The sequence below is a fragment of the Sphingopyxis sp. EG6 genome, assembly GCF_003609815.1.
GTDB lineage: Bacteria > Pseudomonadota > Alphaproteobacteria > Sphingomonadales > Sphingomonadaceae > Sphingopyxis.
The window spans coordinates 2,558,676-2,572,822 of sequence record NZ_AP017603.1 but is presented as its reverse complement, the minus strand read 5'-3'; the positions used below and the strand labels follow the sequence as shown (position 1 = coordinate 2,572,822).

Sequence of the window (14,147 nt, the reverse complement as noted above, 5' to 3'; positions counted from 1 at the left end):
CCATGAATCGCTTGTCCGAAACCCTTTCCGCGTGCGTCCGTAAACTCGAAGGTTTGCATAACCGCCACGACGCCGATGCCGGCGTCATTCTGGTCCAGATCGACCAGATGGCCCGGATCAACAGCAGCGCGGGGACCGCGACGGGTGATGCGGTGCTCGATGAAATCGGGCGACGGCTGGAAAATTTCGCCAGCGACGAATTCGGGCCGGGATCGTGCGTCGATCGACTCGACGGGCCACGCTTCCTGATCGTGCCATCGACGCCCATGTCGCTGGGGGCACTCCGCGCGCAGGAACGCGCGCTGCATGTCGCGCTGGCCGAACCGATCGTCGGCGACCCGAACGGCCGCCTGTCGATCCGCATCGCTGCGGCGCTGATCACCCGCGACGAATCGGTGGCCGAGCAGCTGCGCAATGCGGGGGAACAGCTGTCGCGCCCGGCATCGGCGCGCGATGGTGTGATGGTCCATGCGGCGCTTTCGGGCGACGAGGTGCTGATCCACTATCAGCCGCAATATGATGTCGGCACCGGTGAGATGGTCGGGGTCGAGGCACTGCTGCGCTGGCAGCATCCCGAACTCGGCCTGCTCGGCGCGGGGCCGCTGGTCACCGCGGCACGCGCCGCGCGGCTGGAATGCGAACTCACCGAACATGCACACCGCGTCGCGCTCGCCGAAATGGCGAAATGGCCGCGCGCGCTGGCGAAACTGCGCGTGTCGCTCAACATCACCGCCGCGGACCTCGGCGATCCCGAATTTGCGGGTCGGTTCGCGGCGATGGCCCAAGCGGCAAAGGTTGATCCCGACCGGCTGACGCTGGAACTGACCGAACAGGCGATGTTGAGCGATCCGGCGAGCGCTGCTGAGCAATTGGCGCAAATCCGTGCGTTGGGCTGCGCGATCGCGATCGACGATTTCGGCACCGGCTATTCCAGCCTGTCGCTGCTCGCGCGGCTGCCGATCGATTATCTCAAGATCGACAGCGGCTTCACCCGCACCATCGACGGCAGCGACCGCGACCGCATCGTCGTCCGCGCGATCGTCGACCTCGCGCGCGCGCTGGGACTGCTGGTGGTGGCCGAGGGGATCGAGAATGAGCGCCAACTCGCGCGCCTTTCCGAACTGGGGGTCGCGTCGTGGCAGGGGTTTTTGAAGTCGGGGCCGGTGCCGGGGAATCAGTTGCCGGGGTTAATGGGATAGTCGTCGCCCCGGTCGGAGTTGAACCGTAGCCCTGAGCTTGTCGAAGGGCGCCTATCGGCGACAAGCGCCCTTCGACAAGCTCAGGGCTACGATGATGGGCGATGCGGTTGGACCGGACGGATTCTAGCCCGCCTGCCGTGCCAATTTCCCCAACCCCTTCGACAATTGCAGCGCACCGTTCAATCGCGCCCCGGTGCTCATCCAGTCGCCACTGACCGACAGCTTGTTGTCGGGGCGAATACGCGCGCGGCCTTTCAACCGTTCGACATAGGCGATCAGCCCGGGGACGTTGGCAAACTGGTCGCTGTGGAAGCTGACGAGCGCGCCCTTGGTCCCGACGTCGAGCTTGGCGATCCCCGCCAGCTTGGCATTGGCCTTGATCTCCATCAGCTGGACCAGGTTCGCGGTTTCGGGCGGCAGCGGCCCGAAGCGGTCGATCATTTCGGCGGCGAAGGCGTCGAGCGCGGCGCGGTTCCCGGCGTCGTTGAGGCGGCGATAGAGCGCCATGCGCAGCGGCAGGTCGGGGACATAATCTTCCGGGATCAGGATCGGCGCGTCGACGGTGATGACGGGCGACAGCGCCTCGCGCGGCGGCAGCTTGCCCGCGCCTTCGGCCTTGGCGACCAGGATCGCTTCTTCCAGCATCGATTGATAGAGTTCGAACCCGACCTCGCGGATATGCCCAGACTGCTCGTCGCCAACCAGATTGCCCGCGCCGCGAATGTCGAGATCGTGGCTCGCGAGCTGGAACCCGGCGCCCAGCGTATCGAGATCGCCGAGCAGCTTCAGCCTTTTTTCGGCGGTGTCGGTGATCGCGCCATGTTCGGGGGTGGTGAGATAGGCATAGGCGCGCGTCTTGCCGCGCCCGACGCGGCCACGCAGCTGGTACAGCTGGGCGAGGCCGAAACGGTCGGCGCGGTGGATGATCAGCGTGTTGGCGCTCGGGATGTCGAGGCCGCTTTCGACGATCGTCGTCGACAGCAGCACGTCATATTTGCGGTCGTAAAAGGCGCTCATCCGATCCTCGACCTCGGTCGGGGTCATCTGACCATGCGCGACGACATATTTGATTTCGGGGACGCGGTTGCGCAAAAATTCCTCGATATCGGGCAGATCCTTGATCCGCGGGACGACAAAGAAGCTCTGCCCGCCGCGATCATGCTCGCGCAGCAGGGCTTCGCGCAGCACCACCGCATCCCACGGCGCCACATAAGTGCGCACCGCGAGGCGATCGACCGGCGGCGTCTGGATCACGCTGAGCTCGCGCAGCCCCGACATCGCCATCTGCAAGGTGCGCGGAATCGGGGTAGCGGTGAGCGTCAGGACATGGACGTCGGTCTTGAGCTGCTTCAGCCGCTCCTTGTGGACGACGCCGAACCTTTGTTCCTCGTCGACGATGACGAGGCCGAGGTTCTTGAACTCGACCGATTTGGCGATCACCGCATGGGTGCCGACAACGATGTCGACCTGACCGCTGGCCAGGCCGTCGCGCGTCTTTTGCGCTTCGCCCGCGAGGACGAGGCGCGACAGCCGCCCGATGTTGACCGGGAAACCTTTGAAACGCTCGACGAAGTTCGTGAAATGCTGACGCGCAAGCAGGGTGGTCGGCACGACAACCGCGACCTGCACCCCCGCCATTGCGGCGACAAAGGCGGCGCGGAGCGCAACCTCGGTCTTGCCGAAGCCGACGTCGCCGCACACCAGCCGGTCCATCGGCTTGCCCGACGCCATGTCGGCGAGCACGTCGCCGATCGCGCGATCCTGATCGTCGGTTTCCTGATAGGGGAAGCGGTCGGCGAAGGCTGGGTAGGCCGCGTCCTGCGCCAGCACTTCGCCCGAACGCAGCGCGCGCTGCGCCGCGGTCGCGAGCAATTCGCCCGCGATCTCGCGGATCCGCTCCTTCATCCGCGCCTTGCGCCGCTGCCACGCTTCGCCGCCCAGCCGGTCGAGCGCGACCCCGTCGCTCTCGCCGCCATAGCGCGAGAGGACGTCGAGATTTTCGACCGGGACATAGAGCTTGTCGCCGCCCGCATAGGTCAACGCGACGCAATCGTGCGGGCTGCTCCCGACCGGGATCGAGGTCAGCCCTTCATAGCGCCCGATGCCATGATCGAGGTGAACGACAAGGTCGCCGACGCTGAGTGTCGCGAGTTCGGCGAGGAAGGCATCGGCGCTCTTGCGGCGCTTCTGGCGGCGGACGAGGCGCTCGCCGAGAATATCCTGTTCGGTCAGCAGGCTGATCGCGTCGGAGGCAAAGCCATGGTCGAGGGGGAGCACGATGAGGGCGACATTGCCTGTCTTGGCTGCCCCCATATTCCCGTTCGTGTCGAGCGAAGTCGAGACACCCGGCGGGGTGGCGCTGTCCTTCGTGGTGTCTCGACTTCGCTCGACACGAACGGAACTCGAACCAAGCGCCTCCTGCCAGGTATCGGCCTGCACCAGCCCCGAAACGCCATGCTCGCGCAACAGCCCTGACAGGCGATCCCGCGCCCCTTCCGAATAGCTGGCGATGATCGTCTTGCGGCCCTTGCGGCGCTCGTCCGACAGATGATCGGCGACCTTGTCATAGACATTGAGGTCGGCGGCCCGTTCGGGGGTGAAATCGCGCGCGGCAAAGGTCTCGAGGTCGACGATGCTAGCGCCCGGCGGAACGTCGAACGGCGTCACGATGTGGATCGGGCGCTGCGCCGCCGCCCCGGCCCATTCGGACTCGACCAGATACAGCGTCTCGGGCGCCAACGGCCGATAACTGCCCGGCGATTCGCGTTCGGCGGCGACGCGGTTCGCATGATAATCGGCGATCGCGGCAAAGCGCGTCTCCGCCGTCGCGTCGCTGCGGTGGCCGCGCAGCACCTGGGTCGCAGGGTCGATATGGTCGAACAGCGTCGCCAGCCGCTCTTCGAACAGCGGCAGCCAATGGTCCATGCCCGCCTGCCGCCGCCCGTCGCTGACCGCCTGGTACAGCGGATCGCCGGTCGCCTGCGCGCCGAACAGGTCGCGGTAGCCCGAGCGGAAGCGCCTGATCGTATCCTGGTCGAGCAACGTCTCGGCGGCTGGAAGCAGTTGCAGCGCCTTGGCCGGACCCAGGCTGCGCTGGTCGGCGGGGTCGAAGCGGCGGATGCTTTCGATCTCGTCGCCGAAAAAGTCGACGCGCAGGCCGGTCTCCTCGCCTGCGGGAAACAGGTCGAGGATGCCGCCGCGCACCGCAAATTCGCCCTGATCAGCGACGGTATCGACGCGGCTGAAGCCGTTCGAGATGAGCAGTTCGGCGAGCGCGTCGCGGTCGATCCGTTGCCCCGCCGCCAAGGTGGTCGCGAGCTGGCGGATGCGGAACGGGGTGAGCGTGCGCTGGGTGATCGCAGCGACGGTGGTGAGGAGCAGCTCGCCGCGTCTCGCCGGCTGCTGCAACGCCGACAGCGTCGCCAGCCGGTCGGCGCTGACCCGCATCGACGGCCCGGCGCGATCATAGGGCAGGCAATCCCATGCCGGGAAGCGGTGGACGATCAAGTCGGGCGCGAAGAAGGGCGCGGCGTCGGCGATCGCCTGCATCGCCGCATCGTCGGTCGCGACATAGACCAGCCGTTTGTCGCTGGCGCGCGCCAGATCGGCGAGCAGCAGCGGCAAAAACCCGTCGGCGGCGCGCGCCAGCGTCAGCGGCGCCGCTGCTGATCCGATCGCGGCGAAAATATCGGCGGCGGGGATCGTCATGGCAGCGGGATATAGTCCAGGCGGCGCATCGCAGCGATCAGGTCGGGACGGTCGAGATGCGCGGGCGGCTCGCCGGTGCCCAGCGCCCACGCCATGATGTCGACATCGTCCTCCTCGACGACAATTTCGTACCAGGCGATCTCTTCCTCGCTCCAAGTCGCGGCGTAGCGATCGAAAAAGCCGCCAATCATATAATCGGCCTCGCGCGTGCCGCGGTGCCAGGCGCGGAATTTCAGGCGTTTGAGGCGGTCGGTCATCTGTTTCTCTTTCCCTTCTCCCTCGACAGGCGAAGTTGGATGAGGGTGAGCGCTCGCATGGCGAGCGCGCGCTTGCTTTGCAAGCGCAACCCCTCACCTGCTGCGACTAACGGGCAAGCCCGTAAGTCTCGCTGCCCTCTCTCGCAAGGGGAGAGGGATGGTGCAAGTTGGCACCCCACGCTACACAAACGTCACCCATGCGACCCGAAATCCTCAATCCGCTCTTTGCCGCGCTCACCGACCTGAAAGGCGTCGGCCCGCAGCTGGCCAAGCCGCTCACGCGGCTGGGGCTGGAGCGTGTTGTCGATGTTCTGTTTCACCTGCCGACGGGATTGATCTCGCGTTTTCCGGTGGACCGGCTCGACGAAGCGCAGGCGGGGCAGACGATCATCGTCGATCTGACCGCGCAGGACTATCGCCCGGGCCGATCCCCACGCGCGCCCTTCGGGGTCGAGGCGTTCGACAGCGCTGGCGATCATGTCCGGCTTGTCTATTTCGGACGAACCTCGGGCCTCGCGCGCAAGCTGTTCCCGCTCGGAGAGAAGCGCCGCGTGTCGGGGCGGCTCGACCTGTATGGCGACATGCGCCAGATCGTCCATCCCGATCAGGTCGTCGAGCCGGGCGATGACGCGGGGATCGCGATTCACGAACCCGTCTATCCGCTGACCGAAGGACTGACCAATGCGCGGCTGTCGCAGCTGGTCGAAATCGCGCTCGAACGGCGCCCCGAACTTGCCGAATGGATCGACGGCCCGCTGCTGACCAGCCGCGACTGGCCTGCGTGGCGCGAGGCGCTGACGCGCGCGCACGCCAGCCCGCAGGACGCCGCCGCGCGCGACCGGCTGGCCTATGACGAGATTTTCGCCAGCCAGGTCGCGCTGATGCTGATCCGCGAGGGGCTGCGCAAGCGCAAGGGGCGCGCGGTGGTCGGCGACGGGCGGCTGGTGGGTGCGCTGCGACTGCCGTTCGGGCTGACCGGCGCGCAGGAGCGGGTGGGGCGCGAGATTGCCGCCGACATGGGCCGCGAAACCCCGATGCTGCGGATGCTGCAGGGCGATGTCGGGTCGGGCAAGACGCTCGTCGCGCTGCGCGCGATGCTGGCGGCGGTCGAAGCGGGAACGCAGGCGGCGCTGCTCGCGCCGACCGAGATTCTGGCGCGCCAGCATTTCGCGACGTTACAGGCGATGCTCGCCGGACTACCCGTGAACATTGCGATCCTGACCGGGCGCGACAAGGGGCGGGTGCGCGAATCGACGCTGATGGGGCTCGCCGACGGCAGCATCGACATATTGGTCGGCACCCATGCGATTTTTCAGGATGCGGTGGCGTATCGCGATCTGGCGCTGGTGGTCGTGGACGAGCAGCACCGCTTCGGCGTCGCGCAGCGGTTGATGCTCACCCAGAAAGCCGCGCGGCCGCCGCACCTGCTGGTGATGACCGCCACCCCGATCCCGCGCACGCTGCAACTGGCCAATCATGGCGAGATGGATGTGTCGCGGATCGACGAGATGCCGCCGGGGCGCACGCCCGTCGATACGCGCGTCGTATCGGTCGGCCGGCTCGACGAAGTGGTAGGCGGGTTGGAGCGCCATCTGGCGACGGGGGCGCAGGCCTATTGGGTCTGCCCGCTGGTTGCCGAGAGCGAGACGAGCGAGCTCGCCGCCGCCGAGGACCGCGCGGCGCTGCTGCGCGAGCGGTTGGGCGCCGACCGCGTCGGGCTGGTGCACGGCCGGATGAAAGGGCCGGACAAGGATGACGTCATGGCGCGGTTTCAGGCCGGCGAAATCGGCGTGCTGGTCGCGACGACGGTGATCGAGGTCGGGGTCGATGTTCCCGCCGCGAGCCTGATGATCGTCGAACATGCCGACCGCTTCGGCCTGGCGCAGCTCCACCAGCTGCGCGGGCGGGTCGGGCGCGGCGCCGCGAAATCGGTGTGCCTGTTGCTGCGCTCGCAGAACCTATCCGAAACCGCGCGCGAGCGGCTGGCGCTGATGCGCGAGACCAATGACGGGTTTGTGATTGCCGAGAAGGATCTGGAACTGCGCGGCGGCGGCGAATTGCTGGGGCTGAAGCAGTCGGGCGACGCCGATTATGGGCTGGCGAGCGCCGAACAGCTGGTGCGGCTGTTGTCGGTGGCGCACGACGATGCGCGGCTGTTTGTCGAACGCGACGGCGGGATGGACGGCGCGCGCGGCGAAGCGGTGCGCCACTGCCTGTATCTTTTCGAGCGCGACGCGGCGGTGCCGTTGCTCAGGAGTGGATGATTAAGTTGATGGCCAATGCACCGTAGCCCGGAGCTTGTCGAAGGGCGCTTCACCGAGAAGCGCCCTTCGACAAGCTCCGGGCTACGGTTGTAATCGGTATATTTGATTAATTCACATCCGCCCGCGCGCCCATGGCGCGGATCATCGGCAAATAATCTTCGACCGCGATCGACTTGTCGAACTGGACACCGGTCTTGCCGCCCAATGACCATACGACCTTCGCCGCGGTGCGGCCGATGATCGGCATGCGGAACACGACAAGGTCGCCGATCTCCAACCCGCGTTCGAAACGCATCAACATACCGTCGGCGCTAATGTTGACGCAGGTACACATTTCCTGCCGCCCGTCGGGCATGACAAAGGGCAGGCGGACATAGACGTCGCTACGCGGAGCAATTCGCTGGTCGAGCCCGACATAATGGGCCTTGCTGGTATCGATCTTGCGCATTTTTGTGGACCTTGTTGGTTTGGGCATGACGATCCACTGGATTGCTGAAGATTGGGTAAACGCGTTTCTGCGCCTTATCGCGTCACAAGGCCATGTTTTTTCGCGCCTAGGCTCAGCGGCACGGGGTCGTCGGCGCCGAGGATGCGATACTGCGGGTTGCGAATGACGACGCCGTCGACCTTGACCGCGCCTTCGTCGAGCTTGCGCCGCGCTTCCTTGTTCGACGCGGCAAAGCCGAGTTCGCGCAGCGCATCGACGATGTTGATCCCTCCGGCGGGCGCGGCTACCTGAGGTAGGTCGCCGCCAATCTGCCCTTTTTCAAAGGTTTGCGCGGCGGTCTCGGCGGCAACTTTGGCGGCATCGGCGCCGCGGCATAGCGCGGTCGTTTCGTTTGCCAGCATTTTCTTCGCCTCGTTGATTTCGGCGCCGCCCAGCGCTTCAAGCCGCGCGATCTCTTCGAGCGGCAGGTCGGTGAACAGCTTGAGGAAGCGCCCGACGTCGCGGTCGTCGCAGTTGCGCCAGAACTGCCAGTATTCAAAATGGGACAGTTGGGCGGGATTAAGCCACACCGCACCCGCAGCGGTTTTGCCCATTTTTGCGCCCGCCGCGGTGGTGAGCAGCGGAGTCGTCAGGCCAAAGAGGTCGGCGCCGTCCATGCGGCGGCCGAGCTCCATGCCGTTGACGATATTGCCCCACTGGTCCGACCCGCCCATCTGGAGCCGCGCCCCCATGTCCCTCGACAGATGGCGGAAATCATAGCCCTGCAGGATCATGTAATTGAATTCGAGGAAAGTCATTGGCTGCTCGCGCTCGAGCCGCAATTTGACCGAATCGAACGTCATCATGCGGTTGATCGTGAAATGGGTGCCGACTTCCTGCAGCAATTCGATGTAACCGAGCTTGCCGAGCCAGTCCTGGTTGTTGACCATCACCGCGTCGGTCGGGCCGTCGCCAAAGGTCAGGAACTGCTGAAAGATGCTGAAGATCGACGCGATGTTCGCCGCGATCGTCTCGTCCGACAGCATCTTGCGGCTTTCGTCGCGCCCCGTCGGGTCGCCGATCCGCGTCGTTGCGCCGCCCATCAGCACTATCGGCTTGTGGCCCGTCTGTTGCAGGCGGCGCAGCATCATGATCTGGACGAGGCTACCGACGTGCAGGCTGGGCGCGGTTGCGTCGAAACCGATATATCCGGGGACGACCTGTTTCGCGGCGAGCGCATCGAGCCCTTCCGCGTCGGTCATCTGGTGGATATAGCCTCGATCATCGAGGACGCGCAGCAGGTCGGATTTATGGTTCGTCATAACGGGCGCGCGCTTAGCATGGGGTTGGGGTTTTGGATAGCATTCGCAAGTCGCTGGTCTGCCACCCCGATACCCCGGCGCGAACGGTCCGGTCGGTCGCGGTCGAGATCGCGCTGTCGTTCGATGAGGGTTTTGCGTTGCACTATGTCGTCGAGGGCGGCGTGGGAGACATCATCCTGCCGCCGGGCGACGGGCAACTGGTCATTGCCGACAGCGCAACCGACGGATTGTGGCAGAGCACCTGTTTCGAGGCGTTCCTGACCGAGGAGGGGCAGCCCGACTATACCGAATTCAACTATGCCCCTGACGGACGCTGGGCCTGTTACCAGTTCGACGATTATCGCTCGCTGCTGCGCTCGGACGAGCTTGCGCCATGGGAGATGACGGTCGAGCGCAATGACGCGCGCTATATATTGCGTGTCGAACCGGGAATTTTCCCCGATACGGGATCGAAACTTGGCCTGTCAGCGGTGATTGAGGAACTGGACGGCACCAAGAGCTATTGGGCGCTCGCACACCCACCGGGCAAGCCCGACTTCCATCATCCCGATTGCTTTGCGCTCACGCTTGAGGCACCCGGGCGCGCATGACGACGCTTTTCGGTATCGACCGCCTGCTCGCCGACCCGGCGCTTCTGAAGCCGCTCGAAGGCAAGCGCGTTGCGCTGCTCGCGCACCCTGCCTCGGTCACCGCCGACCTTACGCACAGCCTCGACGCGCTCGTCGCCGCGGGGGTCAAGGTCACCGCGGTGTTCGGACCGCAGCATGGCGTGCGCGGCGATCTGCAGGACAATATGATGGAGTCGCCCGACTTCACCGATCCGACCTACGGCATGCCGGTGTTCAGCCTCTACGGCGAAGTGCGCCGCCCGTCGGGGCAGTCGATGCACACCTTCGACGTGATGCTCGTCGATCTGCAGGATCTCGGCTGCCGCATCTACACCTATGTCACGACTTTGCTCTATGTGCTCGAAGCCGCGGCGGAGCATGGCAAGGCGGTGTGGGTGCTCGACCGCCCGAACCCCGCGGGGCGCCCGGTCGAAGGGACACGGCTGCGCGAGGGGTGGGAAAGCTTCGTCGGCGCGGGGCCGATGGTGATGCGCCACGGGCTGACGATGGGCGAGATGGGCCATTGGTTCATCCGCCACTTCGGGCTCGACGTCGATTACCGGGTGATCGAGATGGCGGGGTGGGACCCCGACGGCCCGGGCTTCGGCTGGCCGACGACACGCGTGTGGATCAATCCCAGCCCGAACGCCGCGAACCTCAATATGGCGCGCGCCTATGCCGGCACCGTGATGGTCGAAGGCGCGACCTTGAGCGAGGGCCGCGGCACGACGCGCCCGCTCGAAATCTTCGGCGCGCCCGACATCAATGCAAAGGCGGTGATCGCGGAGATGCAGCGGCTCGCGCCCGAATGGCTGGGCGGATGCAAGCTGCGCGACATCTGGTTCGAGCCGACCTTCCACAAGCATATGAAGCAGCTCAACAGCGGCATCCATATCCATGCCGAAGGCGGCTGGTACGACCATGCGGCGTTCCGTCCCTGGCGCGTGCAAGCGCTAGGGTTCAAGGCGATCCGTTCGCTGTATCCCGACTATCCGATCTGGCGCGGCACTGATTTCAAATATGAATATACCGACGATGTGCTGGCGATCGACGTGATCAACGGCGGCCCCGACCTGCGGCTGTGGGTCGACGATGTGGGCGCGGTGGCAGGTGATCTCGACGCATTGGCGCAGCCCGACGAGGCGGCGTGGCGCGATGAGATTTCAGATTTGCTGCTTTACTGATGCGGATATTCTGCTCCCGTTCGTCCTGAGCTTGTCGAGAGGCGGTTCTTCCCACCAGCGTGAGATGAAAAGAACAGCGCTTCGACAAGTGCAGGGCGAACGGGTTAAAGGTTGGCGCCAGCGCGCGCGGGGAGAGTGAAATGATCCAACGCAGGCAATTTCTTGGCACCGCGGCGCTCGGCGGGCTGGCGGCGACACTGCCGCTCTCGGCATGGGCGGCGGACACTGCGGGCCTGCCCAATCTGGCCGCCAAGGCGGTTCCGATCGGCAAGGCAGAGCGCGTGGCGCGGCTCGCCAAGGCGACGCACCTGCTCCGCGCGAACGATGTGGATGCGCTGCTGATCGAGCCGGGATCGAGTCTGATTTATTTCACCGGCGTGCGCTGGTCGCGCAGCGAGCGGCTGACCGCGGCGGTGCTGACGCGCGAGGGTGAGCTGGCGGTCGTCACGCCCTTTTTCGAAGAACCGTCGGTGCGCGAAAGCCTGGCAGTTGCGGCCGACGTGCTGACCTGGAACGAGGATGACAATCCGCTCGCCGCAGTCGCCACCTGGCTGGGCAAGCGCGGGTTGACCAAAGGCAAGATCGGCGTCGAGGAAACGGTGCGCTATTTCGCGGTCGACGGGTTGGAAAAGGCGATGCCGAACGCGACCGTCGTCAACGGCGCGCCGGTCGTGCGCGGGTGCCGGATGCACAAATCGCCCGCCGAAATCGCGCTGATGCAGATCGCGAGCGACATCACACTCGCCGCCTATCGCCACACCGCGCCGCGGATCGAGGCGGGCATGAGCCCCGACCAGATCGGCGCAATCATGGCCGCGGCGACGACCGCCCTCGGCGGACGCAGCGAATTCGAGTTGATCCTGCTCGGCGAGGCGAGCGCCTATCCGCACGGATCGGGCAAGCCGCAGGCGGTGAAAGATGGCGAGGTGGTGCTGATGGATTGCGGCGCGACGGTGCACGGCTATCAGTCCGATATTTCGCGCACGTTCGTTTACGGCAAGGCGACACTGCGCCAGCGGCAGGTGTGGGACCAGATGCGCAAGGGGCAGGACGTCGCCTTTGCCGCGGCAAAGCTCGGTACCCCTGCGGGCAAGGTCGATGATGCCGTGCGCGCCTATTATGAAAGCCTCGGCTGGGGCCCGGATTACAAGCTGCCCGGCACGTCGCACCGCACCGGCCACGGCATCGGGCTCGACGGGCACGAGCCGGTCAATCTGGTGCGGGGCGAAACGACGAAGCTCGCACCCGGCATGTGTTTCTCGAACGAGCCCGGCATCTACATTCCCGGCGAGTTCGGCATCCGGCTCGAGGATTGTTTCCACATGACCGAGAGCGGTCCCAAATGGTTCAGCGAACCGCCGCCGTCGATTGACAAGCCGTTCGGTTAACCCGTCGCCCCCGCGAATGCGGGGGCCGCAGTCGGCCTTTTTCAGTGTGGCGGCGCAAACCGCTGGCGGCCCCCGCCTTCGCGGGGGCGACGGTTACCCAGTGGCGTCTGGTCCCTTCGGCCGCTGCACCAGACTGACCAGCACGAACGAAATAATCATCAGTAGATACCAGCTGCCCAGCTTCTCCAGCCCGACCATGTGCCAACCGGCATCCTGACTCGGATAGGTCCACGCGCGCGCAAAGGTGCCGATATTCTCAGCGAACCAGATAAAGAGCGCGACAAGCCCCCAGCCGACGAGCAGCGGCATGCGGCGGTGGACGTGGAGGGGGCGGAACCACACCTGACAGCGCCAGAACAGCAAAGCGGTCGCCGCGAACAGGAGCCAGCGGATATCGTACAGCCAGTGGTGCGCGAAGAAATTGACGTAGATCGCGGCGGCGAGCGCGTAGCTGGTCCAGACCGGCGGATAGCCCGTGTAGCGGAAATCGAAGATGCGCCACACGCGCGCGATATAGCTCCCCACTGCGGCATACATAAAGCCCGAGAACAACGGCACTGCGCCGATGTGCAGTACGCTCGCCTCGGGATATTGCCACGACCCTGCGGCGGTCTTGAACAGTTCCATCACCGTGCCGACGATATGGAAGATCAGGATGACGAGCGCTTCCTTCGGCGTTTCCAATCGGAACGCGAGCATCCCGAGCTGGATCAGCACCGCGCCGATCGTGATCGCGTCATAACGGTGGAGCGGCGCATCGTCGGGCCAGAACAGGTGCGTGCCGAGCAGCAGCGCGAGCATCAGCCCGCCGAACAGGCACGCCCAGCCTTGCTTGAAGCCGAAGACGAGGAATTCGAGGAACCAGCCGTGCGGACCCGGCGTAACCGCCATCGCTTCCAGCTGCGCGCGGACGGCGTGAAAGCGGCTGTGGCCGCGCGCGCGATCAGACATAAACGGCGACCCATGCGATCAGCGCCGCGGCGGGCAGCAGCAGCGCCTGCGCGAGCACCGTCCCGGCGAGGCGGCTGAGCGAGATGAGCGTAATCGCGCGGCGAAAGTCGGCCTCGTCGACCTTCCCCTCGACCGCATCGTCGGTCATCACCGACAATTGCGGGTCGATGAAGGCAAATAGCAGGATCGTCGCAAAGCCGTTGATCAGCGCCGAGAGTTGCGACGCGGTGACGCGAAATTCGGGCGCGAGATAACCGGCGTAGAGCGACGCCACCACGCCCACCGCGAGCAAGGATTGCGCGAGGCAGTTGGCGATCAGCACGCCCCAGCCGATACCCTTCGGCATCCGCCAGTTCCTGAGGTGCGACAGGCTAGGAAAGGTCAGCGACCGGCCCAATGTCCGAAGGCCGCTCGGGCTCGCGGCCTTGAGTGCGAGCTTCGTCGTCGACCGATTATCCTGATACCAGCCGATCGCGGCAGCGAACATGCGTTGGCCGGTCGGCACGAGCAATATGCCGATCAGCGTCGCGACGCTCGCGGCCGCCAGCACCAGCTGCATGTCGAGGAACAGATGTCCGCCGCTGCCGTCGTGGATGCGCGTCTCGATCCGCTTGGCGAGGAAAGGGCCAAGGAAGCTGTTCGAGGTACGCGAGAAGAGCACGAGGATGTTGAACAGCGCGAACGACATCGCGATCCGCCGCGTCCGCACCCCCGCGATCCGCGCGGCATAAGCGAGCGCGCCGATCAGGTTGATGAAGCCGGTGAGCAGCAGGATGGTGACGAGGGGGAGGTCGAACATCGTCGGGGATTAACCGGAGGATGAAGCAATTTCGAGCGGT

Annotated in this window: 11 protein-coding genes; 5 read left to right on the top strand and 6 right to left on the bottom strand. The window is 65.5% G+C overall.

Annotated features, from left to right (window positions below):
* Window positions 1-2 precede the first annotated feature (2 nt).
* A complete protein-coding gene (locus tag SPYCW_RS12455) occupies window positions 3-1,199 on the top strand; it encodes a GGDEF domain-containing phosphodiesterase (protein ID WP_120217030.1) in 1,197 nt (398 codons plus the stop codon).
* A 123-nt stretch (window positions 1,200-1,322) separates the two neighbouring features.
* Here SPYCW_RS12455 and mfd read toward each other — a convergent pair whose 3' ends face one another.
* Window positions 1,323-4,907 (bottom strand): transcription-repair coupling factor, encoded by a 3,585-nt coding sequence (gene mfd / locus SPYCW_RS12450; protein ID WP_120217029.1) that lies wholly within the window; start codon window positions 4,905-4,907, stop codon window positions 1,323-1,325.
* Entirely contained in the window at window positions 4,904-5,164 is a 261-nt protein-coding gene (locus SPYCW_RS12445; RefSeq protein ID WP_120217028.1) for a succinate dehydrogenase assembly factor 2, read from the bottom strand. Before SPYCW_RS12445 ends, mfd begins: the two co-directional genes overlap by 4 nt.
* A 197-nt stretch (window positions 5,165-5,361) precedes the next feature.
* On the opposite strand from SPYCW_RS12445, the gene recG reads away from it, so the two are divergent.
* Window positions 5,362-7,428: an ATP-dependent DNA helicase RecG gene (recG, locus tag SPYCW_RS12440; RefSeq protein WP_120217027.1), complete on the top strand. Its 2,067-nt coding sequence runs from the start codon at window positions 5,362-5,364 to the stop codon at window positions 7,426-7,428.
* A gap of 106 nt (window positions 7,429-7,534) precedes the next feature.
* On the opposite strand, the gene SPYCW_RS12435 is transcribed toward recG, so the two are convergent.
* Both SPYCW_RS12435 and tyrS read right to left on the bottom strand, forming a co-directional pair.
* The gene (locus SPYCW_RS12435; RefSeq protein WP_120217026.1) at window positions 7,535-7,876 is read right to left on the bottom strand and encodes a PilZ domain-containing protein; all 342 of its coding nucleotides are present in this window, start codon (window positions 7,874-7,876) and stop codon (window positions 7,535-7,537) included.
* 74 nt (window positions 7,877-7,950) lie between these two features.
* Complete coding sequence (tyrS, locus tag SPYCW_RS12430) at window positions 7,951-9,177, bottom strand: tyrosine--tRNA ligase (RefSeq protein ID WP_120217025.1); 1,227 nt, start codon at window positions 9,175-9,177, stop codon at window positions 7,951-7,953.
* A 32-nt stretch (window positions 9,178-9,209) separates the two neighbouring features.
* Between tyrS and SPYCW_RS12425 the strand changes: the two genes are divergently transcribed.
* From SPYCW_RS12425 to SPYCW_RS12415, 3 genes are all read left to right on the top strand, one after another.
* Window positions 9,210-9,767 carry a DOMON-like domain-containing protein gene (locus tag SPYCW_RS12425; protein ID WP_120217024.1) on the top strand — a complete coding sequence of 186 codons (558 nt, stop codon included), beginning with the start codon at window positions 9,210-9,212 and terminating at the stop codon, window positions 9,765-9,767.
* The gene (locus tag SPYCW_RS12420) at window positions 9,764-10,969 is read left to right on the top strand and encodes an exo-beta-N-acetylmuramidase NamZ family protein (RefSeq protein ID WP_120217023.1); all 1,206 of its coding nucleotides are present in this window, start codon (window positions 9,764-9,766) and stop codon (window positions 10,967-10,969) included. Before SPYCW_RS12425 ends, SPYCW_RS12420 begins: the two co-directional genes overlap by 4 nt.
* 140 nt (window positions 10,970-11,109) lie before the next feature.
* Window positions 11,110-12,357 carry a M24 family metallopeptidase gene (locus SPYCW_RS12415; RefSeq protein WP_120217022.1) on the top strand — a complete coding sequence of 416 codons (1,248 nt, stop codon included), beginning with the start codon at window positions 11,110-11,112 and terminating at the stop codon, window positions 12,355-12,357.
* A 93-nt stretch (window positions 12,358-12,450) separates the two neighbouring features.
* Here SPYCW_RS12415 and SPYCW_RS12410 read toward each other — a convergent pair whose 3' ends face one another.
* Window positions 12,451-13,308, bottom strand: coding sequence for a DUF817 domain-containing protein (locus SPYCW_RS12410; RefSeq protein WP_120217021.1), 858 nt, complete (start codon window positions 13,306-13,308; stop codon window positions 12,451-12,453).
* Window positions 13,301-14,107: a lipid II flippase Amj family protein gene (locus tag SPYCW_RS12405; RefSeq protein WP_120217020.1), complete on the bottom strand. Its 807-nt coding sequence runs from the start codon at window positions 14,105-14,107 to the stop codon at window positions 13,301-13,303. Before SPYCW_RS12405 ends, SPYCW_RS12410 begins: the two co-directional genes overlap by 8 nt.
* Window positions 14,108-14,147 lie beyond the last annotated feature (40 nt).

Bases quoted from the DNA above. Each gene is read 5' to 3' on its own strand.
- SPYCW_RS12410 (WP_120217021.1), bottom strand. From the start codon at position 13,308: ATGTCTGATCGCGCGCGCGGCCACAGCCGCTTTCACGCCGTCCGCGCG.
- SPYCW_RS12405 (WP_120217020.1), bottom strand. From the start codon at position 14,107: ATGTTCGACCTCCCCCTCGTCACCATCCTGCTGCTCACCGGCTTCATC.
- SPYCW_RS12420 (WP_120217023.1), top strand. From the start codon at position 9,764: ATGACGACGCTTTTCGGTATCGACCGCCTGCTCGCCGACCCGGCGCTT.
- SPYCW_RS12445 (WP_120217028.1), bottom strand. From the start codon at position 5,164: ATGACCGACCGCCTCAAACGCCTGAAATTCCGCGCCTGGCACCGCGGC.
- SPYCW_RS12415 (WP_120217022.1), top strand. From the start codon at position 11,110: ATGATCCAACGCAGGCAATTTCTTGGCACCGCGGCGCTCGGCGGGCTG.
- tyrS (WP_120217025.1), bottom strand. From the start codon at position 9,177: ATGACGAACCATAAATCCGACCTGCTGCGCGTCCTCGATGATCGAGGC.
- mfd (WP_120217029.1), bottom strand. From the start codon at position 4,907: ATGACGATCCCCGCCGCCGATATTTTCGCCGCGATCGGATCAGCAGCG.
- SPYCW_RS12455 (WP_120217030.1), top strand. From the start codon at position 3: ATGAATCGCTTGTCCGAAACCCTTTCCGCGTGCGTCCGTAAACTCGAA.
- SPYCW_RS12435 (WP_120217026.1), bottom strand. From the start codon at position 7,876: ATGCGCAAGATCGATACCAGCAAGGCCCATTATGTCGGGCTCGACCAG.
- recG (WP_120217027.1), top strand. From the start codon at position 5,362: ATGCGACCCGAAATCCTCAATCCGCTCTTTGCCGCGCTCACCGACCTG.